This window comes from Pseudomonas sp. 05L36 (assembly GCF_056398125.1).
This window is the reverse complement of the sequence record NZ_JBFTOU010000012.1, coordinates 1-20,723: the sequence shown is the minus strand read 5'-3', so window position 1 is coordinate 20,723 and position 20,723 is coordinate 1. Positions and strand designations below refer to the sequence as shown.

23 protein-coding genes, 1 rRNA gene and 2 pseudogenes are annotated in these 20,723 nt (G+C 58.3%); 8 read left to right on the top strand and 18 right to left on the bottom strand.

The annotated features are described in order from the left end of the window. Window positions 1-39 precede the first annotated feature (39 nt). The 3 genes from AC1DKH_RS14840 (at window position 40) to AC1DKH_RS14830 (ending at window position 1,537) form a co-directional block, all read left to right on the top strand. Window positions 40-411: a YajD family HNH nuclease gene (locus AC1DKH_RS14840; protein WP_007898702.1), complete on the top strand. Its 372-nt coding sequence runs from the start codon at window positions 40-42 to the stop codon at window positions 409-411. A 198-nt stretch (window positions 412-609) separates the two neighbouring features. Then, window positions 610-1,080 (top strand): RNA methyltransferase, encoded by a 471-nt coding sequence (locus AC1DKH_RS14835; protein ID WP_007993783.1) that lies wholly within the window; start codon window positions 610-612, stop codon window positions 1,078-1,080. A 79-nt stretch (window positions 1,081-1,159) separates the two neighbouring features. Then, entirely contained in the window at window positions 1,160-1,537 is a 378-nt protein-coding gene (locus tag AC1DKH_RS14830; protein WP_015096372.1) for a YgaP family membrane protein, read from the top strand. A gap of 112 nt (window positions 1,538-1,649) precedes the next feature. On the opposite strand, the gene AC1DKH_RS14825 is transcribed toward AC1DKH_RS14830, so the two are convergent. Further along, the gene (locus AC1DKH_RS14825; protein ID WP_477798529.1) at window positions 1,650-2,879 is read right to left on the bottom strand and encodes a hypothetical protein; all 1,230 of its coding nucleotides are present in this window, start codon (window positions 2,877-2,879) and stop codon (window positions 1,650-1,652) included. Window positions 2,880-2,914: 35 nt separating this feature from the next. After that, a complete protein-coding gene (locus tag AC1DKH_RS14820; protein ID WP_108218518.1) occupies window positions 2,915-3,364 on the bottom strand; it encodes a YcgN family cysteine cluster protein in 450 nt (149 codons plus the stop codon). Between the two features lie 164 nt (window positions 3,365-3,528). On the opposite strand from AC1DKH_RS14820, the gene AC1DKH_RS14815 reads away from it, so the two are divergent. Next, window positions 3,529-4,122, top strand: a complete 594-nt coding sequence (locus tag AC1DKH_RS14815) for a nitroreductase family protein (RefSeq protein ID WP_007984791.1) — start codon at window positions 3,529-3,531, stop codon at window positions 4,120-4,122. 139 nt (window positions 4,123-4,261) lie between these two features. On the opposite strand, the gene AC1DKH_RS14810 is transcribed toward AC1DKH_RS14815, so the two are convergent. The 6 genes from AC1DKH_RS14810 to AC1DKH_RS14785 form a co-directional block, all read right to left on the bottom strand. Further along, entirely contained in the window at window positions 4,262-5,194 is a 933-nt protein-coding gene (locus tag AC1DKH_RS14810) for a D-2-hydroxyacid dehydrogenase (RefSeq protein ID WP_477798528.1), read from the bottom strand. A 119-nt stretch (window positions 5,195-5,313) separates the two neighbouring features. After that, entirely contained in the window at window positions 5,314-5,607 is a 294-nt protein-coding gene (locus tag AC1DKH_RS14805; protein ID WP_477760744.1) for a YcgL domain-containing protein, read from the bottom strand. Then, complete coding sequence (gene rnd / locus AC1DKH_RS14800; RefSeq protein WP_477798527.1) at window positions 5,604-6,737, bottom strand: ribonuclease D; 1,134 nt, start codon at window positions 6,735-6,737, stop codon at window positions 5,604-5,606. Before rnd ends, AC1DKH_RS14805 begins: the two co-directional genes overlap by 4 nt. A gap of 123 nt (window positions 6,738-6,860) precedes the next feature. Continuing rightward, entirely contained in the window at window positions 6,861-7,511 is a 651-nt protein-coding gene (locus AC1DKH_RS14795) for a class I SAM-dependent methyltransferase (RefSeq protein WP_477798526.1), read from the bottom strand. 72 nt (window positions 7,512-7,583) lie between these two features. Next, window positions 7,584-9,233 carry a phosphoethanolamine transferase gene (locus AC1DKH_RS14790; RefSeq protein ID WP_477756351.1) on the bottom strand — a complete coding sequence of 550 codons (1,650 nt, stop codon included), beginning with the start codon at window positions 9,231-9,233 and terminating at the stop codon, window positions 7,584-7,586. A gap of 187 nt (window positions 9,234-9,420) precedes the next feature. Continuing rightward, a complete protein-coding gene (locus AC1DKH_RS14785; protein WP_477798525.1) occupies window positions 9,421-10,803 on the bottom strand; it encodes a glutamine synthetase family protein in 1,383 nt (460 codons plus the stop codon). 471 nt (window positions 10,804-11,274) lie between these two features. On the opposite strand from AC1DKH_RS14785, the gene AC1DKH_RS14780 reads away from it, so the two are divergent. From AC1DKH_RS14780 to AC1DKH_RS14770, 3 genes are all read left to right on the top strand, one after another. Further along, window positions 11,275-12,459: a cyanate transporter gene (locus AC1DKH_RS14780; protein ID WP_477798524.1), complete on the top strand. Its 1,185-nt coding sequence runs from the start codon at window positions 11,275-11,277 to the stop codon at window positions 12,457-12,459. Window positions 12,460-12,472: 13 nt separating this feature from the next. Further along, window positions 12,473-13,390, top strand: coding sequence for a DMT family transporter (locus tag AC1DKH_RS14775; protein ID WP_477798523.1), 918 nt, complete (start codon window positions 12,473-12,475; stop codon window positions 13,388-13,390). A gap of 114 nt (window positions 13,391-13,504) precedes the next feature. Beyond that, entirely contained in the window at window positions 13,505-14,443 is a 939-nt protein-coding gene (locus AC1DKH_RS14770; RefSeq protein WP_477798522.1) for a LysR family transcriptional regulator, read from the top strand. Window positions 14,444-14,446: 3 nt separating this feature from the next. On the opposite strand, the gene AC1DKH_RS14765 is transcribed toward AC1DKH_RS14770, so the two are convergent. From AC1DKH_RS14765 to AC1DKH_RS14725, 9 genes and pseudogenes are all read right to left on the bottom strand, one after another. Beyond that, a complete protein-coding gene (locus AC1DKH_RS14765; RefSeq protein WP_477798521.1) occupies window positions 14,447-14,809 on the bottom strand; it encodes a 5-carboxymethyl-2-hydroxymuconate Delta-isomerase in 363 nt (120 codons plus the stop codon). 57 nt (window positions 14,810-14,866) lie between these two features. Continuing rightward, entirely contained in the window at window positions 14,867-15,793 is a 927-nt protein-coding gene (locus AC1DKH_RS14760; protein WP_477760740.1) for a LysR family transcriptional regulator, read from the bottom strand. 104 nt (window positions 15,794-15,897) lie between these two features. Beyond that, window positions 15,898-16,242 (bottom strand): hypothetical protein, encoded by a 345-nt coding sequence (locus AC1DKH_RS14755; RefSeq protein WP_477798520.1) that lies wholly within the window; start codon window positions 16,240-16,242, stop codon window positions 15,898-15,900. A gap of 329 nt (window positions 16,243-16,571) precedes the next feature. Then, window positions 16,572-16,751: a DUF6311 domain-containing protein gene (locus AC1DKH_RS14750; RefSeq protein WP_477798591.1), complete on the bottom strand. Its 180-nt coding sequence runs from the start codon at window positions 16,749-16,751 to the stop codon at window positions 16,572-16,574. Between the two features lie 90 nt (window positions 16,752-16,841). Further along, a pseudogene (locus tag AC1DKH_RS14745) lies at window positions 16,842-17,809 on the bottom strand (DUF6311 domain-containing protein); the annotation flags it as partial. Then, a complete protein-coding gene (locus AC1DKH_RS14740; protein ID WP_477760748.1) occupies window positions 17,734-17,955 on the bottom strand; it encodes a hypothetical protein in 222 nt (73 codons plus the stop codon). The pseudogene AC1DKH_RS14745 and the gene AC1DKH_RS14740, both read right to left, overlap by 76 nt. Then, the gene (locus AC1DKH_RS14735; protein WP_477798590.1) at window positions 17,952-18,338 is read right to left on the bottom strand and encodes a GtrA family protein; all 387 of its coding nucleotides are present in this window, start codon (window positions 18,336-18,338) and stop codon (window positions 17,952-17,954) included. Before AC1DKH_RS14735 ends, AC1DKH_RS14740 begins: the two co-directional genes overlap by 4 nt. After that, window positions 18,335-19,045 carry a class I SAM-dependent methyltransferase gene (locus AC1DKH_RS14730; protein ID WP_477756733.1) on the bottom strand — a complete coding sequence of 237 codons (711 nt, stop codon included), beginning with the start codon at window positions 19,043-19,045 and terminating at the stop codon, window positions 18,335-18,337. The genes AC1DKH_RS14735 and AC1DKH_RS14730 overlap by 4 nt, the downstream gene beginning before the upstream one ends. A 3-nt stretch (window positions 19,046-19,048) precedes the next feature. Continuing rightward, window positions 19,049-20,014 (bottom strand): glycosyltransferase family 2 protein, encoded by a 966-nt coding sequence (locus AC1DKH_RS14725; protein WP_477798519.1) that lies wholly within the window; start codon window positions 20,012-20,014, stop codon window positions 19,049-19,051. A gap of 309 nt (window positions 20,015-20,323) precedes the next feature. Between AC1DKH_RS14725 and AC1DKH_RS14720 the strand changes: the two are divergent. Further along, window positions 20,324-20,485 (top strand): annotated as a pseudogene (locus tag AC1DKH_RS14720) (transposase domain-containing protein); the annotation flags it as partial. Between the two features lie 144 nt (window positions 20,486-20,629). On the opposite strand, the gene rrf reads toward AC1DKH_RS14720, so the two are convergent. Next, window positions 20,630-20,723, bottom strand: a 5S ribosomal RNA gene (rrf, locus tag AC1DKH_RS14715); the annotation flags it as partial.

Below are 20,723 nucleotides of genomic sequence, written 5' to 3'. Positions count from 1 at the left end.
GCTTAATACCGTCATTAGTCATTTTACAAAGGTGAACCCATGAGTTCGTCCACCCCGACCAACACTTCGAAGCTGGATCGCATCCTCGCCGACAACCAGCGCGACAAGGAAATGGGCTACCGCGACAAGGCCCTGAAGATGTATCCGCACGTCTGCGGCCGCTGCGCCCGTGAGTTCTCCGGCAAGCGCCTGAGCGAACTGACGGTGCACCACCGCGACCACAACCACGACAACAACCCGCAGGACGGCTCGAACTGGGAGTTGTTGTGCCTGTACTGCCACGATAACGAACACTCGCGTTATACCGACCAGCAGTATTTCGACGAAGGCTCCCTCAGCACGCCGAAAATCGCCAAGGCCACGCACAATCCGTTTGCGGCGTTGGCGGGGTTGATGAAAAAGGAAGATTAAAAATCTTCAGTGCCTGAACTGGCCTCATCGCGAGCAAGCTCGCTCCCACATTGTTCTGCGTCCGTCAGGACACCTCGGTCAACTGTGGGAGCGAGCTTGCTCGCGATTGCAATAGTCCTGACACCGCCAATCTCCGAACTGACCGCTGCCGCCCAATCCCCGTATAATCGCGCTTTTTTCCCGAAAGGCACCCCGCTCGTGGCAGACAAACGGTACAGCTGCATTGGTTTGTATAACCCCAAATCACCGGAGAACGTCGGTTCGGTGATGCGCGCCGCTGGCTGTTATGGCGTGGCGTCGGTGTTCTACACCGGCAAGCGCTATGAGCGCGCCGCCGACTTCGTCACCGATACCAAGCGCGTGCACTACGATATCCCACTGATCGGCATCGACGACCTGAAGAAAATCCTGCCGCTCAACTGTGTGCCGGTCGCCGTGGAACTGGTCGAAGGCGCTCGCCCGTTGCCGGAATACACCCACCCGGATCGCGCGCTCTACATCTTCGGCCCGGAAGACGGATCGCTGGATAAAGAGATTCGCGACTGGTGCGAAGACGTGGTCTACATTCCGACCACCGGTTGCATGAACCTGGCCGCCACGGTCAACGTCGTGCTCTACGACCGCATGTCCAAGGGGCTCAATACCCGCTCCGGGCCAAAATTCCGCTAATCGCCGCACATCCGATTGAACGAGCTGCCCGCCCTGGCTGTCAGCTTGACTATCGATCACCCAAGCCTGGAGACAGACCATGAGCGAACTCAAACGCGTCGAGCGTATCGAATCCACCCCGTTCCAGAGCCCCTCCGAGCAAAACGTGCAGGGCTGGGAACGCATCGGCTCCCTGGCCGGCGGCGTGGTGATGGTGGGCAAGGGCCTGCGGCGTGGCGGGATCTTTGGCCTGATCCAGGTGGCCATCGGCGGCGTGGCCCTGGCGCGCGGCATTACCGGCCACAGTTCGGCGAAAAGCCTGCTGGAGAAAAGCCGTCAGGACATGAACAACGTGCGGGCGAAAATCCAGCGGGCGGGTGAAGAACTGAGCCAGTTGAAGGCCAATGCCGAGGCGGCGACCAAAACCGCGACCGTTACCGGCAATGATTCACTGAAATCGCCGAAAGCAGGGGTTTGATCCGGGAGTTTCACTGAGGCAACCGGCCCCTTCGCTGGCAAGCCAGCTCCTACATTTGAACTGTGCCATTCACAAAACCGATGTAGGAGCTGGCTTGCCAGCGAACGCGGAGTTACTGGATCAACTCGGTACTTAGTACTTTTGAAGAGCCACCAATCACGCTCTCGCTGAGCTGAACAAACGCCTGGGTATCGATATTCCCCAGCTGCATCGCCCCGCGCAACACGTCGTCCAGCGACCGCTTGTTGTGGGTTTTCAGGCGAATCTCGCGATCCAGTTCCTGCAGCAACACCACTGCCCTGGTCACCTGCGCCGGGCTGATCTGTTCACCGCGCAGCGTGGTGACTTTCTGGCTGCTCTTGACCAGTCTGCCGTGCACGCTCTCGTAGCGTTCATCGCTCATGCCGCCGGCCCGGCGCATCAGTTCGATGGCGTAATACTCGGCAAAGCCTTCGCTGATCCAGTCACTGCGCTGGGCGCCGTTGATCCGCCCGAACATCTGGGCCAACTCACGGACCAGCGCACTGGAGCCGCTCTCGCTGACCAACGGCAGGTGACTGTTCAGATAGATCGACTCGTGCGCCGACTGGCTGCCACGCCACATCGGATCATTGGCCCCGACGATCAGCAGTTTGCCAGGGTGTCGCGGATACAGCGCCTGCACTTGCGGCCAGACGAAGCTCAGCAAGGTCAGTACATCCATACGGCGCATACCCTGCCCCAGCGGCGAGGTGACGGTGACTTCGGTCTCGCCCAGACGAGTACGGCGGCTGCCAAGCTGGCCGGCGAGCATCCAGCCCGTGGGCCGGTCGAACAGTCGGGAAGGATTATCGATACGGAATTTGTTCTGGCCAATCCGTGGCCACGCGGTTTCAACGCTTTTCCAGTCATCGGGCAGCTCGAATTCAAGGCGTGAAACCAGTTCGATGCCATCCTGTTGATCGAGTCTGGCAGCCGGCACCAGATCGTCGCCGCGCATCAACGCCCAGTTTGGCGTCATGCGCGCATCGAAGCTGCCGCTCTTGCGCCCGTGGCTGATATTCACACGGTAAATCAGGCTGGCCTTGTCGGCAGTCGGACGCCAGATACCGCGCGCCGTTTTGCCAGGGGTCAGTTGCCATTGGCCGTCGGCCTTGAAATCGCTGTAGTGGCTGCCGTCGCCGAGGTCGAAATCCAGGCTGCGCACCGCCGAACCCTGGGCGAGCGTCAGGCGCACTTCGGCCTGATCGCTCTGGGGCAACAGGTGTACGTGATAATCCAGATTGACTTTGTTCGCTGCCCATACGGGTGAGTTCACGACCAGTAGTCCAACGACCCACGCCTGCCGCCATCCCACAGCCATACACACTCCTTCGTGAAACGTTATACGTTCGGCCGTCAGCCCGCGCGGAAAATCAGGTGATCTTCCCAATCATCTTCCGGCACGCTGCCTTCGGCGAGCATGCGCCCGGACTGGGAAATCCGCTCGTGATGCACAGCATCGCGATCACCGCACACCAGGTGATGCCACAATGGAAGGTCCTTGCCTTCGCTGACCAGGCGATAGCCACAGGTCGGCGGCAGCCATTTGAATTCGTCGGCCTTGCCCGGCGTGAGCTGGATACAGTCCGGCACAGAGTCACGACGGTTGGGATAGTCCGTGCACTGGCAGGTTTTCAGGTCCAGCAATTTGCAGGCGATGCGCGTGTAATAAACGCTGTTGTCGTCTTCGTCTTCAAGCTTTTGCAGGCAGCACAATCCACAGCCGTCGCACAGCGACTCCCATTCCTCCCGATCGAGTTGATCAAGGGTTTTGCGTATCCAGAACGGTTCTACTTTGGCGGCCATGGTTCGAGCATCGACATCAGGTGGTGAAAAGGCAGCCAGTCTAGTGCCCGAAAGCCCGCGGGCCAAGCATTGGCGACTGTCGGTAGAACGGGCTTGTCAGATTTTGCGCTGCCAAGTAGGGTTTTGCGTCGCTCCCACTTTCAAACGTAGCAAGGAATCTCTTGATGAGTGCCAACCCACGCGTTGCCGATTACGCCATTCACCCTCAGTTCACCGATCGCTGGTCGCCCCGCGCCTTCACTGGCGAAACGATTCCAGAGGAAACCCTGCTGAGCTTCTTCGAAGCCGCCCGCTGGGCACCCTCGGCCTACAACTCGCAACCCTGGCGCTTCCTATACGCACGTCGCGACACGCCGAACTGGGAGCGCTACCTGGGCCTGCTGAACGAATTCAACCGCAGCTGGGCGCAACATGCTTCGGCCCTGGTGATCGTGATCTCGAAAACCACCTTCGCCGTGCCTGGCGCCACCGAAGAAACCCCGGCCCTGTGGCACACCTTCGACACCGGTTCCGCCTGGGGTCACCTGGCCTTGCAAGCGAGCCTGAGCGGTTGGCACACCCACGGCATGGCCGGTTTCGACCAGGAACTGACCCGCAAGGAGCTGAACATTCCTGAAGGCTACGCCCTGCACGCCGCCGTCGCGGTGGGCAAGCTGGGGGACAAGGCAAGCCTGGCGGATTACCTGCAAGCCCGTGAAGAACCCAGCCCGCGTCGTCCATTGAGCGAGTTGGCGGCTGAAGGTGATTTCACCCTCTAAGCCCAACCGCTAGCCCCCTGTAGGAGCGAGCTTGCTCGCGAAGAGGCCGTCACATCCAGCATCGATGTTGACTGCCCCACCGCTATCGCGAGCAAGCTCGCTCCTACAGGTTCTGTACAATTTTCAAGCAAGCGGTGAATCAATACCCGCGATCGAAATCCACTTCCCCGCGCAACGCCTCTCCCGCCTGATACGCCCGCAGGTTCTCGACAAACAGCTTCACCATCATCGAAGGCGAAGTCGGTGCCGAGCTGTGGCCGGTCAGCAGCAGGCCCCAGGCTGTCCAGAATGGATGACGCTGGGGTAACGGCTCCTGACGGCACACATCGATCACCGCACCCGCCAGATGCCCTTCCTTCAAGGCATCCACCAGATCCGCATCGACCACCGCCACACCGCGCCCGGCGTTGATGAACAACCCGGTCGGCTTGAATTGCTTGAACAGCGCCGCGTCGTAGATATCGTGGGTGTCCGGCGTGTTCGGCAGCAGATTGACCACGTAATCGACTTCACCGACCAGCCGCGGCAAATCCGCCATTGATCCGACTTCGATAAACGGTGCCTGCTCCCGTGCGCTGCTGGCAACGCCATACAACTCGACGCCGAACGGCACGAGGAACTGCGCGACACTTTGACCGATATCACCCGTGCCGACGATCAACACCTTGCGCCCCGCCAGGCTCTGGCCATGGCGGCTGTCCCACTTGCGCTCGACCTGGCTGACCAGTCGCGCCAGCACTTCACGTTCGTGACCGAGCATATACGTGAGCACATACTCGGCCATGACCTGTCCGAAGATGCCGACGGCACGGGTCAGCCGATAGTGCCGCGGCAAGCCATCGGCCAGCAGCGGCGTGATGCCGGCCCAGGTCGATTGCAGCCATTGCGGTTGATGGCCCTGTCGTAACAGGGTCGCCAGCAAATCTGGCTGGCCGAGCCACACCGGACAATCGGCGGCCTGGCTGGCCAGTTCGGCGGAATCACCGCTGGTCAGCACCTCCAGGTCCGGTGCCGCCTCGCGTAACAGTTGGGCGTACACGGGGTGGTCGTGTTCAGCAATCAGGACGCGCATGCTTCAAACCTTTCAAAAACGGTACAGACGGCCGCCGACAGAGCGGTGCTCCGTCGATGCTGCCATCGCAAAAATCAATCAGTGTTTCATAACCACTCTGAACAGAGCCTGTCTGCCGCTCACACCGGATCGTTGCGACGCAACAATTCTTCCGGCAAGTGCTCGATGTACTCGTCTTCGGCAGGCGGCATTTGCAGGTGATAACCCTGTTTGTCGAGGTTTTCCAGCACGACCGTGATGTCCTCGCGCGACAGTTTGCGCTCGGGGCTCAGCACCAGATCGAACGCGTGGATGGCCTTGCCGAAGGCTGCCATCAGGGGATCCGGCACACGTTCCAGAGCATCGCTCTTGAGCACATACAGGTACATTTCGTTTTTCTTCGAGCTGCGGTAGATGGAACAAATACGTTTCAAGGCTGTTCTCCGGCGGTGGCCAGGCTGTCGAGCAGCGCCTGGCCCATCAATTCGCGGCGCCAGCCACGCAGCGAATCAGGCAATTGGTAGGGACCATTGGGAAAGCCGCTCTTGAGCAGCGCTTCCAGGGTTTTCTTGCGCAGCATCAGTTCCGGCGCAATGTTCAGCCGCTCGGCTTCGGCCTGGCCGATGGCTTTCATCTGTTTGAGTAGCACGGCAGCGTCCACCGGCAATGGCTCCGGCACGGCTGGTGGCCATTGATCAGGCGACACACTGCCAGAGCGCTTGATCAGATCAAGCAGAAACTCGCCGTCCTGACGCACGGTACGCGGGTGCATGTCTTCGATTTTCGCCAAGGCACCGAGGTTATCCGGTTGCGTACGCGCCAGCGGCCACAACGAATGCTCGCGGATAATCCGGTTGCGCGGCAGGTCACGCGCGCGGGCTTCCTTTTCGCGCCAGGCGCAGAGCTCACGCAAAACGGCGAGTTGGGCGCGAGACAGCTTCCAGGCCAGCTTGGCATCGCGATAGACCTCGTACGGATCGATCTCGCGGCGCAGGTTGGCCACCAGTTCGGCGCCGTCTTCCAGGACCCAGGCGTACTTCTCGTCAGACAGCTTTGGCCGCAGCTTTACGAAGACTTCAGCCAGGTGCACGGCATCTTCGGCGGCATAGCTGATCTGTGTTTCGGAAAGCGGACGTTGCAACCAGTCGGAACGGGTTTCACCCTTGGGCAAGTCGATGCCGAGCACTTCCTGCACCAGCCGCGAATAACCCATGGAAAAACCGAGGTTCTGGTAAGCGGCAGCCAGCTGCGTATCGAACAGTGGCGCCGGCAGGCTGCCGGTCAGGCGTAGCAAGACTTCGAGGTCTTCGCTGCACGCGTGGACAACTTTGACCACGGCTGGGGTTTCCAGCAGCGCGGCCAGTGGTTGCCAGTTATCGATGGTCAGTGGATCAATCAGGTAGGCGCGTTCGCCATCGCCGACCTGCAGCAGGCCGGCGATCGGGTAGAAGGTGTCGACCCGCATGAATTCGGTGTCGAGGGCAACGAATGGCAACTGCTGCCACTCGGCACACAACCGTCCGAGGCTATCGTTGTCGCGAATCCAGTGAATATCGATGGCCACACGGCTCTCCCTTGAAGAATGGCGCGCAGTATATATCGCCCCCGGCGATTTCCGCGCATCCACTGAACAAGAGCGTTAGCGAAAATTACTGCGTGACATACAGAATAGTCCGACAACGTCGGGCTAGCTGGTCTTACCCAGCACGTAGATCCGCATCCGCGCGCAACCCGGAAAAAAGTCCTGATGGCTGAGCAACCGGAAACCCGCCTGCCTGAATTCGCTTTCCACCTCGGTCTTGCTCGGTAACGGCCCTTCCACACCCGAGCGCGCGGCCTTGAAAAGACCGTCGAGGCGCACTGCGACAATCACCGTATCGCGACTGACCCGGTAAAACTCGCCCAGCATCGCCAGACGATGTTCCGGGTTGGTGAGGTGCTGAAACAGTTGCATGCAAAAAATGCAGTCAACCGCGTTCTCCGACAAGCCAATCGAGAACGCCGAGCTTTGAAAGGTCTTGATCCGCTTCAACAAACTCTGAGGGTGATGGATGCGAGCGTGATCAAGGATGTCTTGAGATGGATCTGTCGCGAGAATTACCCGATTCGCATGCTCGGCCAGCACCGACCAGAAACGCCCCACACCGCAGGCCACATCCAGGATCAGGCCCGGCTCGCCGGCGACCTTGAGCGCATTGCGCACCAGACGCTCCTCACGCCAGAGCGCCAGACGCCCGGCCAGACCCGGCGCTTGCGGCTGAAGGCAGACGCGCGCGTGCTCCTGGTCGTAGCGCCGGGCAATCTCAAGCTCGATGGCGGATGGAGGCTGAGCGGACATGTGCAATGGCTCTTGATGAAAGTTCTACAGGCCGCAAGTCAACGGCCGCCGTGTGAAACAAAACCTGTGCACTCAATCTTTGGCCAACACACCGTTGACCACTGGACCACGACATCCGGCAAACATGTCCAGATCCTGGTTGTAGACCTTGCTGTTGACTTCCAGCAGGCCAAGCATCGAATGGAACAAGTTGTCCTGGCTCAGGGGCTTTTCACGATTCTGTTGCAGGCAACGGGTATCTACCGCAAACGACTTTTTATAGCTGTCGGAGAACCACGCAAACATGGCTACATGCTTTTGCTGCTCGGGTGCCAGCATGTAAGGCGTGCCGTGGAGGAACAAGTTGTATTCACCCAGGGACTCGCCGTGGTCCGACAGATACAGCATCGCGGTATCCACTTTGTCCTGGTTACTGCGCAACAGATCGATCAAGGTCGACAGTACATGGTCGGTATATACCAGGGTGTTGTCGTAGCCGTTGACGATACTTTCGCGACTGCAATTGTTCAGGGCATTACTCTCGCAAACCGGGGTGAAGCGCTCGAACTCTTTCGGATAACGCTTGAAGTACTCCGGACCGTGGCTGCCCATCTGGTGCAATACCAATACTGTGTCCTTGTCCAGGGTATCGATGAAATGTTGCAGCCCCTGCAGCAGGATTTCATCGCGGCATTCACTGTTGGCGCACAGCGCCGGATCTTTCAGATTGCTGACGTCCTGAATGGTGACGCGATCGCACGTACCTTTGCAGCCTGACTGATTGTCACGCCAGATCACGTCGATACCCGCGTGCTTGAGCACGTCAAGCAGGCCTTCTTCGTTCTTTGCCTTGCTGGCGTTGTAGTCCTTGCGCCCCATATTGGAGAACATGCAAGGCACCGATACGGCGGTTTCAGTCCCGCAGGAATGCACATCGGTGAAGGCGATCAGGCCGTCTTCCTTACTCAGTTTCGGCGTGGTGTCACGGTTGTAGCCAAGGATGCCGAAGTTCTCCGCCCGGGCACTTTCACCCACGACAAGAACCGTCAGGGATTTGCGCCCGTGAGTTTGCCAGGCTGGATTGCGCTGGGCATCTTCACCGATTTTGACAAAGGGCTGTTGTGCGCTCGCTACTTTCTCGCGCAAGAAACCAGCCGAGGCACCAATGTAGTTGCTTGGCACCACCATCAGGCGCAACTCGTGGTGATTGCGAAACAGCGAGGACAGGCCTTGATAGTTAACCAGTGCAACACCACCAATGACCGCTGCCGAGGCAAAAGTCACCAAAACTTTACTGAGTAGTTCACGGTGCCAGCGACGATAATTAACCGGTGTCTTCCACAACAGCCAAGACGGTAAAACGCCGAGCAGCACAATAAAAACAAACAACTTTGGCGACAGCAAGTCGCGCACTTCCGTAGCATTGGTCTCAGCGAAGTTACGCAACATGCCGGTGTCGATCAGAACACCATACTGGCTCATGAAATACGCCACGCCCGCACTGATCATGAACAGCAGGGTCAGGACCGGCTTGAGCACCGGCCGGAATGCCAGCAGGGTCAGCACAATGTTGAAGGCCGCGAAGATCATCACCCCAAAGGCCACGCGCATGACGATGCCTTTGCCGTCGGATGCGGTGATTTCGAACAGGTGCTGCCAGAGTACAAAATTGAAGCCAACTAACAAAAATGCGCTGGCAATCAGCGTCACCCATTCGGGGCGCACGGCTTTAATCTTAAGCATGAGATTCGGCGGGTCCTGAAAAAGTGTCTTCGGCAAATGTGAAAATTTCATTTACCGAGACAGCTCTAATTTTAGATAGCCAACCATCAATTTTTCGTGAAAAAGAAGCCAACGATTAGTTGGCTTACAAACCAGCCTGATACTTCCAGACTATTTGAGAATGGTTCAGCTCCGGTACAGCTTCGACTCAAGCCTGATGCAAATACCAGCGCCAGTCCTGCTCACCGACCTCCCCCATGAATTGGCGATATTCGGCGCGTTTCACCGCCAGGTAGACACTGAGGAATTCCCCGCCGAAGGCTTCTTTGGCCCAACTCGAACCTTCCAGCGATCGCAAGGTGGTCAGCCAGTCTGTCGGCAACAGTCTCGCAGCCTGGGCGTAGCCGTTGCCTTCCACCGGCGCACCAGGGTCGAGTTGTTCGCGGATACCGCGATGCATACCGGCCAGAATCGCCGCAGCCGCCAGATAAGGATTGGCATCTGCGCCACAGATCCTATGCTCGATGTGCCGGGAATATGCCGGCCCGCCCGGTACGCGCAAACTCACGGTGCGATTGTCCACGCCCCAGGTGGCCGCCAGTGGCGCATAGCTGTTGGCCTGGAATCGACGGTAGGAGTTGGCGTTGGGGCAGAACAGCAAGAGCGAATCGAGCAAGGTACTGAGCATGCCTGCGACGGCCTGCTTGAGCAGTGGCGTTCCATCCGGGGCTTCGCTGGCGAAAAGGTTGTTGCCATCCTTGTCCGCCAGGCTCACGTGCATGTGCATCCCGGTGCCGGCCAGGTCATCGAAAGGCTTGGCCATGAAACAGGCGGTCATGCCGTGCTTGTGCGCCACCCCCTTGACCAGACGCTTGTAGCGCACCGCTTCATCCATCGCCTGTAGTGCGTCGGTGCGATGTTCGAGGGTGATTTCCACTTGCCCCGGTGCGTATTCGGAAATGGCCGTGCGCGCCGGGATCCCCTGGAGCTTGCAGGCGCTATAGAGATCGGCCAGGAACGGCTCGATCTGTTCAAGCTCGCGCAAACCATAGACCTGGGTGCCGCGCGGACGCCCGCCATCGACATCCCGTGCCGGTTGTGGCCGGCCATTGCTGTCGCGTTGCTGATCCAGCAGGTAGAACTCCAGTTCCGCTGCCATGACCGGGTAATAACCGTCAGCCTGCAAGCCTTCGATGACTTTCGCCAGCAAATGATGAGGATCGGCAATAGTGGCGGGCATTCCCTCCGTCGGATGCATGCTGACCTGCACGGCCGCCGTCGGTATCAGACGCCACGGCATGCGCGTGAGACTGCCGCTGATCGGGTAGGCCCGACAGTCGATATCACCGACATCCCAGACCAGCCCGGAGTTCTCCACGTCATCGCCATTGATGGTCAGGCCGAGGATGGTGCTCGGCAATGGCCGTCCGCTTTCATACACCGCCAGCAACTCGTCACGATGCAGCAGCTTGCCCCGCGGTACTCCGTTATTGTCGAGGATGAACAGTTCGAACATTTCAATGTCCGGGTTCTGCTCCAGAAATGTCTGGGCTTCAAGCCTGGTGGCAAACGAGGTCGTGGCACAACTCATGGGAATTCTCTTTTCCGTGTCAGACGGGTACGCAAAAGCACCCGCACGTTAATCCCGGCATCAACCGGAATAGGTAGGAACAATCAGCGGAAAAAGCAGGAATCCGGCGGGCGCGCATGGCGGCAATGCCACAGCGCCCAGAAGGCCAGTTCAGAAGGAAGTGCAGAGAGGTTTGGCGCGGTGGCGGGCGTGAATCGACGAAGAAGGCTCGACGCTCGAGCGTCGATGGATGCCTTGAAGTGGATTACGACTGGCCAACCGTCCATAGAGAGAACCGCAGAAAACAGATGACCCGCAGCGTCACACGATGGGTTGAGTCGTTAAATCGGGATTTGAAGAACCTTGGATAAGGCCTGACTAAACATTTGGCTGCGACTTGTATTTAATTTCTAAATACTTCGTCGGAATTTCTGATTTGCCGCCTCCAGGCCTCGCGCGCCTAATCGGAACCCTACTGTTCAAGGTCCGATCATGGAAAACACCCGAGCCACTTCCCGCCCTGCCCTCTGGTTCATGTTCAGCATTGTCCTGGTTGCCCTGAACCTGCGCCCTTCCATGGCCGCTGTAGGGCCTCTGCTCTCGGCGATTCGCGACGACATTGCGCTGAGCTTCAGCCAGGCTTCACTGCTGACCATGTTGCCGGTGACGGCCATGGGACTGGCGATGTTTGTCGGCCTGCACGTCAGCCAGCGATTCGGCGACCAGCGCACGGTGGTGTTCTCGTTGCTGATCATCGGCGTGGCCACGCTTTCGCGGTTGCTCCTTGATTCAGCTGCGGAGCTGCTTCTCAGCGCGGTACTGGCAGGTATCGGGATAGCCCTGATCCAGGCGCTGATGCCAGCGCTGATCAAATCCCGCTTCAGCGACAATGTCGCCCTGTGCATGGGACTCTACGTCACGTCGATCATGGGCGGTGCCGCCATGGGTGCTTCCTTTGCGCCACTGGTGATGGAACGTACCGGCAGCTGGCGTATGGGCCTGGCGATCTGGGCGATTCTCGCCGTGCTGGCATTGCTGCTCTGGGGTACCCAACGGGCGGAGATGCCGACACGGGATTCAAAGGCTTCCAGTAATGGTTCGTTCTTCGCCAATTCCCGCGCGTGGTTACTCGCGATCTTCTTTGGCCTGGGCACTGCGTCCTACACCTGTGTCCTGGCCTGGCTGGCACCGTACTACGTGGAAAAGGGCTGGAGCGAGCAGCACGCCGGATTGCTGCTCGGATTTCTGACCGCCATGGAAGTGCTGTCGGGCCTGCTGACGCCCGTCATCGCCAATCGCAGCCGCGACCGCCGTGTCGTGCTGATGGTATTGCTTGTACTGATCATCGCCGGTTTCTGCGGATTGATTCTGAGCCCACAACATTTGAGCCTGATGTGGCCATGCCTGCTGGGGCTGGGCATTGGCGGCCTGTTCCCGATGAGTCTGATCGTATCGCTGGATCACCTGGACAATCCCTTGCGCGCTGGTGGCCTGACCGCCTTCGTTCAAGGCATTGGCTACTTGATCGCCGGCCTGTCGCCGCTGCTGGCGGGGATAATCCGCGACCGGCTCGGCAGCTTTGAATGGGCCTGGTGGTCGCTGACAGCGGTCATGGCACTGATGATGTTGATGGTTTTGCGCTTCAACCCAAGGCACTACACCCGCCACATCCATTGATCCGGAGCCTGCCATGAAAACCATCGGTTTCGCCGCCGCTCACGCCAGCATGCTGCTTTGGGCCTTGTTGATCGCCGTGTCGTTTTCCGCGGCGGCGCAAGTCAGCCAGGCCATCGACCCGATCCTGCTGACCGGTTTGCGCCTGCTGTTTTGTGCCTTGGTGTTCCTGCCGCTGTTGCTGTTCAAAGGCGATGTTGTCATGACCGCTCGCGGGCTGCTCGGTCACGCGGTACTAGGCCTGCTGCTGGCACTGTACTTCGGTTCGCTGTTCGAAGCATTGCGCTACACCTCGGCCGTCAACACCGGGACGATGTTCACGCTGGTGCCGCTGATGACCCTGGGTTTCGAAGCCGTGCTGACACCTGACAGCCGCCTGAAACAACGGATTGTGCCGATGCTGCTCGCCGCTGCCGGGGCGGTTTTGCTGATCATGAAAGGCACCGGCCCCGGCGATTTGCCATCGCCGTATGCATTGACGGTGTACGGCGTCGGTTGCCTGGCGATGGCACTCTACGCCCCTCTCAGCCAGCGCCTGAAAGCCAACAGCCTCAAGGGGCGTGGGCCGGTGCCCATGACGTTCTGGAACATGCTGTTCGGTGCGCTGTTTCTGCTGGTGTTCTGTGGATTCAGTGGCGGTTGGCGCTCGGCATCATTGCTGACGCTCAGCGATTTCTATTGGCTGATGTACCTGGCGGTATTCGCCACCCTGGCGACGTTTTGGCTGCTGCATCGGGCCATCGGCGTGATCGCGCCGTCCTCGGTGATTTCCTACATCTACCTGAGTACGCTGTTCATCACCCTGTTTCACTGGCTGTGGGGGCGCCAGACGCCGCTGCCGCTGGAAATGGCCGGCGCGGTACTGGTGGGCCTCGGCATGTTCGCGCTGTTGATGTCCAGCCGCCGCGCCGTGTCGGCGATGGTCCAGGGCTGACACGGGCCTGGGCGAAACGTCCTGCAAGGCATTCTCCCTGCTCGCTCATTCCGCTAGGATCTTTCGCTCATCCTTGCGCACGGTCAGTGCAAGGGACGCAGCGAGACGCAATGGATGCTGAACAGTAATTCGCTTAGAAAACTCGACATGCAGGACCTCATGGTGTTCGTCGCCGTGTACGAGCAAAACAGCGTCACCGGCGTATCCGAGACGCTTTGCGTCAGCCAGTCCACGGTGAGTTACTGCCTGAAAAAACTGCGCACCTGTTTCGGGGACGAACTGTTCATCAATACCCGCACCGGTGGCATGCAGCCCACCTGCAAGGCCGGCACGATGTACCCTCACGTGCTGAAAGTCCTGGAAAGCATCAACCTGTGTCACGCCGGCCCACCCACGTTCGACCCCGGGCTGAAACCCGTGACCTTCAACATCTGCGCACCGGAATATTTCGAACAGTTGATCCTGCCGCGCCTGCTGAAACGCTTCGACCTCGCCGATCTTCCAGTGATGGTCAATGTGTTCAAACTCGAAGCCGACATCCCTGCCGAAGCGTTACGCGACGGAAGCCTCGACCTGGTGATGTGCTTCGGCCCGCACTTTCATCGCAGTCACGTCGACTTCAAATCCCGGACGCTGCTCGAAGACGATCTGGTGTGTGTTTTCGACAAACGCGCCACGCCGGCGGAACCGCGCTTGAGTCTGCAAACCTATGTCGAACGTCGACACGTGTTCCCGACACCCTGGACGTCCGCCACCAACATGGTCGACGGCTGGCTTGCGCAGCAAGGACAACAGCGCCAGATCGTCGCACGCGCCAACAGCTACAGTGCAGCGCTGAAACTGATTACCGGCACCGACTATGCCCTGACCCTGCCCCGGCGCATCCAGCGACTGCTGGCCGGTGCAGACACTTTCAATCACTGTGAAGCGCCCGAAGGCTTGCCGGGTTTCACCCTCGATATGCAGTGGAGCCAGGACGCGGATCAGGACAGCGCCAACACCTGGCTGCGAGAGCAGGTGATCCAGACCAGCATCGAGCAGGAAACGGCCTGATACTCAGTTGCTGATGGCGGTCTTGCTGTAGGAATCGCGATCGATGTCAAGAATCTCCACGCACAGCTGGACTTCAACGCCAGTCGGCCACTCACACAGCTCCTGCACCACCGCCAGCAGGCTTTCAGACAGTTGTTTCTTGATCTCTGCGGAACGACCACTCAACAGCGCCAGTTTCACATGCACGAACGCCCGCTCGGCCAGTGCCGTACCGACCTTGAACGTGTCGACCTCGACCGCGCGGCTCTTGATGTCGAATTCGGCAAACTGACCGGAACCCACCAGCGTATTGTTCAACCGCATCAATGCCACATCGGCATTCAGATCAGTCAGGTTGGCGGTGTATTCCATGTGCAGGTGAGGCATGAGTCAGATCCTGTAAGTAGTTGGGCAGGTCGTACATATAACACAGCGTCGCCCTGTTCATTCGGGCAGTGGCAAAACGGCACGTTCACTCATGAACGCTTCCAGGCGCGAGCGTAACCAGCGCTCGGCAGGGTCGGTATCGACATGACTGAGCCAGACCATGGACAGGTCCAGAGTCGGCGTCTTGATCGGAAAGGGCTCCTTGAACAGCATTCCCGATGCAGCCATCGCCTCGGCGGTGTAATCCGGCAGACTGGCAATCAGGTCCGTCCCGGCGAGCAAGGCTGGCAACGCACTGTATTGCGGTACCGAGAGCACTACCTGGCGCGTGCGACCGATATCTGCCAGCCACTCGTCGGCATAGCCACTGACGTTGGCGGTATGGGACACCAGCACGTGTGGTCGCGCGCAATATTCATCGAGGGTCAGCGGTGTGTCGGAGGCATCGGCGCGCAATATGCTGGGATGGATGTGCCGCAGCAACTTGCGCTTGGCATTGGCCGGCAAGCCACGGGTCTGGCTGATACCCACCGTGATATCACCAGACGCCAGCAAGTCGGGAATCCGCCAGTAATCGACATGCTGCACCACAAACACCACGTTGGGCGCTTCCTGGCGCAAGACTCGCAGCAATGGCGGCAACAGACCAAACTCGACATCGTCGGACAGACCGATGCGGAACGTCATCGTACTGCTGGCCGGATCGAAATCATGGGTCAGGCTCAAGGCCACGGACAAGGAGTCCAGCGCCGGCGACAGGTGCTTGATGATCTCCTCTGCCCGCGCTGTCGGTTCCATGCGGTGGCCGACGCGTATGAACAGCGGATCATTGAACATTGCACGCAAGCGGTTGAGCGCCGAACTGATGGTCGGCTGACCGAGAAACAGCTTCTCCGCCACCCGAGTGACATTACGCTCGAGCATCAGTGTTTCGAATACCACCATCAGGTTGATATCCGCCTTGCGAAGTTCGTTGCGATTCATCCACTGCCCCCCGATCCCCAGACTGGAAGGCAGTGTAGAAAGGCTCGGGGATAACGTCTACGTGCCTGAACGATAGACAATGCCGGTGCAGACGTTACGTTTGTTCAATTCAAAGTCAGCGCCTGTAATCCGATTGCCAGTTTGCGCGGGTCGTTACTCATGCCAAGCTCTCCCGGACTGATGGCATTGGAGTATTTGAAAAAAATACGCAGTACGCCTTGACGTTCGATGAGCTGTTGCACGGCTGCGGGTAATCCGATGTTGATTCGGTTTGCTTCAGGCTTGACCAACCGGGTGGACAGTACACTCACATCATTGACGACAATCTCCAGCGACTGCTCTGTGTGCGTAGGTGCGAGCAACGCGCTGGTTCCAGCAACAATGAATTCACCCTTGATGTTGGCCGCAAAACGATTTGCGACTCGGCGCCTTCGGACCAGGTTCCCCACGGTTCGTTAAGCGACCATCCCTTGGCCAAATAATCCACCGCCGGACTCTCTTTACTGAACACCACTCTCTCGCCTTGCTTGAGTTCCGGAATCAGCTTCAATGCATCCGGCGCCAATACGGGCGGACAATCGTTACAGCGCTTCCATCCCGGTGCCAACACATTCAAACCGTCAATTCTGGCGAGCACATCGATCTCACTCTTCAATGTCTGGGCAGCCTGGAGCAAGGAGCGGTTATCCAGCACGTACAGGGTATCTTGCGCGTAACTTCCCGAATCCAGCATCCGAACCGACTGAGCCTGCGCCGCCTCGACGGCCAGCGAACTGACTCACCCAAGATAGACGGCATTTGTGGGTAGATGATGGGTATGCGCATAGTCGGCCAATGTCATCCACTGTTCCGATAAGTTCTGCGGGCAAATCCATCGCACGTACTGATAATGCTTTGCTGCTTGTTGCCAGAAAGGATCTGCCAGTGGCGTCTTCCACTCGGACGCCGGTGAAGTCATGAATAAACCGCGCGAGACTGTCCATCCCGATCGCGTATCCGCCACCTGAATCACCAAAGCAATGCTCAACAGCAACACCGCCGTGCGCGGGGTATGCCCGCGAATCACCACATAAAGAGTGACAAAAATAACCATGTACATCACCGGCCAGATCATCCGCCCTGAGCCACGGAAGATCGTTGCGACGGCTACAACGGCGTCCGGCAGGGGAATCCGGAATTCGAATGACCCTACACCTACGTTATTGGATACGGCGAACCTTGGCGCCAAGATCCCCCGTCCCTTGCAGCAATAGCACTAAAGCGCAGATGAGCAGGAAAATGACACCCCCCCCAGGAAGGCAAACCCATCACTGTCGCCCAACACACTTGGCATGTCCCGCAGGTTGTAGGACCAGGTACCCGGATCGAAGAAGGTCAGGACATTCGCCCGAAACAAGCCATATCCCATTAACGAAAGACCACTATCGCCAACACTGAAGTAACCCGCTTGCCAGCAACACAGACTGACCAGCAGGAACAGACCGATCAACTCGGTCAGCGCTTTGCCCGGCTTCAGGCGGCGCTGGAGGGCGCCGGCTGCAAGGTCCGCGTCCAGATCAATGCAACCATCGCCAGCAAATAAGCGTGCACCAGTGCTGTCGCACCAAGCAGCGCCCCCCATGCCAGACAGCGTTTTTGCGTAAATGGGCGCAGGGCCAGATAAAGCGCTGCCAATACGAGAAAATGTCCGGCCAGGGATAAATGCACTCCCATCCGGATAATCATCGTCGGGACGAACAAAAACAACCCGGCACCGAGCAATTGCAACACCACATTGCGACTGACCAACCCCGTCAGCTTCCAGCCAAACCAGCTCTGCAGGATGAAACACGTCAGAAACCAAAACCCGAAATACTGGAATGGTTCAGGAAGCAGAGCCGAAAACGGCTTGAAGATCAAAGCGAACAGAGGATTGGAATCAGAGAAAATTACCGCGTTGCTCAATTCCAACCCATACGACGGATTAAGCCCCAACGGAAATGTCCAGGGTGAATGCCTGAAAAAAGCCCAGCCCAGGTAATGGGTGGCTGGATCGCCCCCCCCTCCAACCAGGCAATATTCATCGGGTTCAATGCCCGCGGGCCGACCACGATGAAAAATGCAAGGATTCCCAAAAGGACGGGCAGCAGCGCAGTCACCCGGCGCGTTGTAGAAAGCTTCATTGGTACGTCCAGAAATTGGGCAAGACAAAAGTGAATGCCGGAACCATTAGCGCCACCGCACCAATCCCCAGCAGATAATGCAACCCCGCCATCTGCGCGGCCCAGGCGACAAACATCGCCAACAAAAAACCGCCCGCCGATGCCAGCAGGAAACGCAGCAGAGTTCTGCCATGCAATCGGGCAGAAAAACTCCAGATAGTATTGATGACGTAGGACACCACCGTCGCCACGGCAAATGCCACACCGTTAGCCAGAGGCGGAAGTGCGACGACGAAATTGATGAACAGCACCGCAACCAGCGCATGCAGGGCAGTAACGAACAATCCGGTTACAGCAAAACGCAAACCGCGCTGGATCAACGCTGTTTTTTCGGCTGATGTCAGGGCTTTCGCGCCAGCACGAATACACTCAAGCCGGCCAGGCGGTTCATGCCCATCAATGGCAATTCAAGCCTACAGAGAGTCTTGAGCACAGTGTTCACCAGCGGATGATGGCGCTTGAGCTGCGAACGAGGCGCTGAACCCTGCCGTCCGAGGGGCAACAAACGTATCGCAGCGGCGATCGGGAACACCGCACCGAAATAGTAGGCACCGCGTTGTACCGTCAAACCCGCGTTCCGGGCCAGAGTTTCAAATTGGGCCAGGGTGTAGCGGCGCTTGTGTTCGAGAAAGTCGTCGTGGCCGCTCCAGAGGAACTGGAAGGCAGGCACTGTCATCAGGAACCGGCTGCCTGACGGCACTGTATCGACGTAAGTCTTGAGCAAACCGAGGTCGTCATCGACATGCTCCAGCACGTCCATCAACAGCACCAGATCGGCGTTGACGGTCTCGACGCTGCGACGGTAGTGCACCGGCTTGCCAGCGGTGGTCGCGCTGGAATCGGCGAGGTAGCTGATATCGACACACCAAGCCTCGCGCGCCTCGGTATGAGTCAACAGATGGTGGGTAAAAAAACCGGAACCAGCGCCCACGTCGAGAATCCGCTTGATTGGCGCGTCACCCAGCAGGCGGCGGGTCGCTGCTGCTTTCGAGCAGTAATACCAATGCTCGTCGATGTTATCGCCGAGGATGTCGATTTCCTTGAGATCCATGCTTTAGGCCTTGGGGTCGTAGACACGGCGCACAAGAAAAACCGGCCGGCGTTTGGATTCGATGTAAGTGCGGCCCAAGTACTCACCGAGTACGCCGATGCCAATCAGTTGCAGGCCACCAAGGAACGTTACGGCGACCATCAGCGAGGCGTAACCGGGCATGTCGACACCATGGATCAACGTGCGCACCACGATAAATATGGCAAAAGCGAAAGAGACGAGCGACACCAGCGCCCCTATGTACGTCCAGACTCGCAAAGGCTCAGTGCTGAAGCTGGTGATACCTTCCAGCGCAAAGTTCCACAGCCGCCAACCATTGAATTTACTCTGCCCCGCCACCCGCTCGGGACGCTTGTAATCAACGTGGGTGGTGCGAAACCCGAACCAGGCAAACAGGCCTTTCATGAAGCGCCGGGATTCGGGCAAGGTCAGCAAGGCGTCGACCACACAGCGATCCATCAGGCGAAAATCCCCAACGTTTTCCGGCAGCGGCTGCTCAGCAATCTTGTTGTGCAGGCGATAGAACCAGTGGGCGGAAGTCTGTTTGGTCCACGTATCGCTACGCCGGCTGATCCGGTGACCGAGCACCACTTCATAGCCCTCTCGCCAACGCTCGATCATCTGCAAAATGATTTCTGGCGGATCCTGCAGATCGGCGTCGATCGGCACAACGATCTGTCCGGTGGCGATCTGTAAACCGGCGGACAATGCCGCTTCTTTGCCGAAGTTGCGACTCAGGTCAACGATGCGCAGACGCGAATCATGCTGCTGACGCTCAAGCAGACGTGCAAGCGTGGCGTCAGTGCTGCCGTCATTGATGAATACCAATTCAAGCTTTATCAATTCCTGCTGCCGGAAGACTTCCTCAATGCGCAGGAGAAACGTGTCGAGACTATCGTCCTCGTTAAAAACGGGGACAACCAGCGATAACGTCACCTGGGAGGCCAGTTGCGTTCCGTGCTCAGTCAATGGAGTGCTCTTTTTATAGTGGTTTTCGGTCGCCGAAAGATTTTGGACGTTATGAGCGATTGCGTATTAAGCAGTAGCTCCGAAGGTGTTGCAAGGGTGAAACAGTGTCGTTTTGGACAATTCAGAGGCTGATCCACCCGCTCTAACCCGCCGCCTCAGAACATCCGCCAACGATTGGAAACAAGTGTCCGATAGCCAAAAAACCCGCTCCGCCAGGCTTGCATCGATGCGTCACACAGGTTGTCGCACGATCTATCGCAGGGAGCGAACTGAATGTACTTCGAGATTTACAGGCAATTCAAAGGCACACGCAGCGGCCAGCGAGCGGCGGCGCTGATGAGCTTGATCCAGTTTGCACGGCTGAATGGCCATGATCCGTACGCATATCTGAAGGATGTTCTCACGCGCCTGCCGACGCAGCGGGCGAGTGAAATCGATGAGTTGCTGCCGCATAAGTGGCAACCGGTTTAGTTACGCAAGGCGTGATGGCCGGACGCATACGATGAAAAGATGGGTACGCTGTTTGCTTACCGTAGAAATCCAGCAGCCGTGGCTTTCCCGCGGACAAAAACAAAACCCCTACCTGCATGCGCAGATAGGGGTTTCGGAATTTAATCTTGACGATGACCTACTCTCACATGGGGAAACCCCACACTACCATCGGCGATGCATCGTTTCACTGCTGAGTTCGGGATGGGATCAGGTGGTT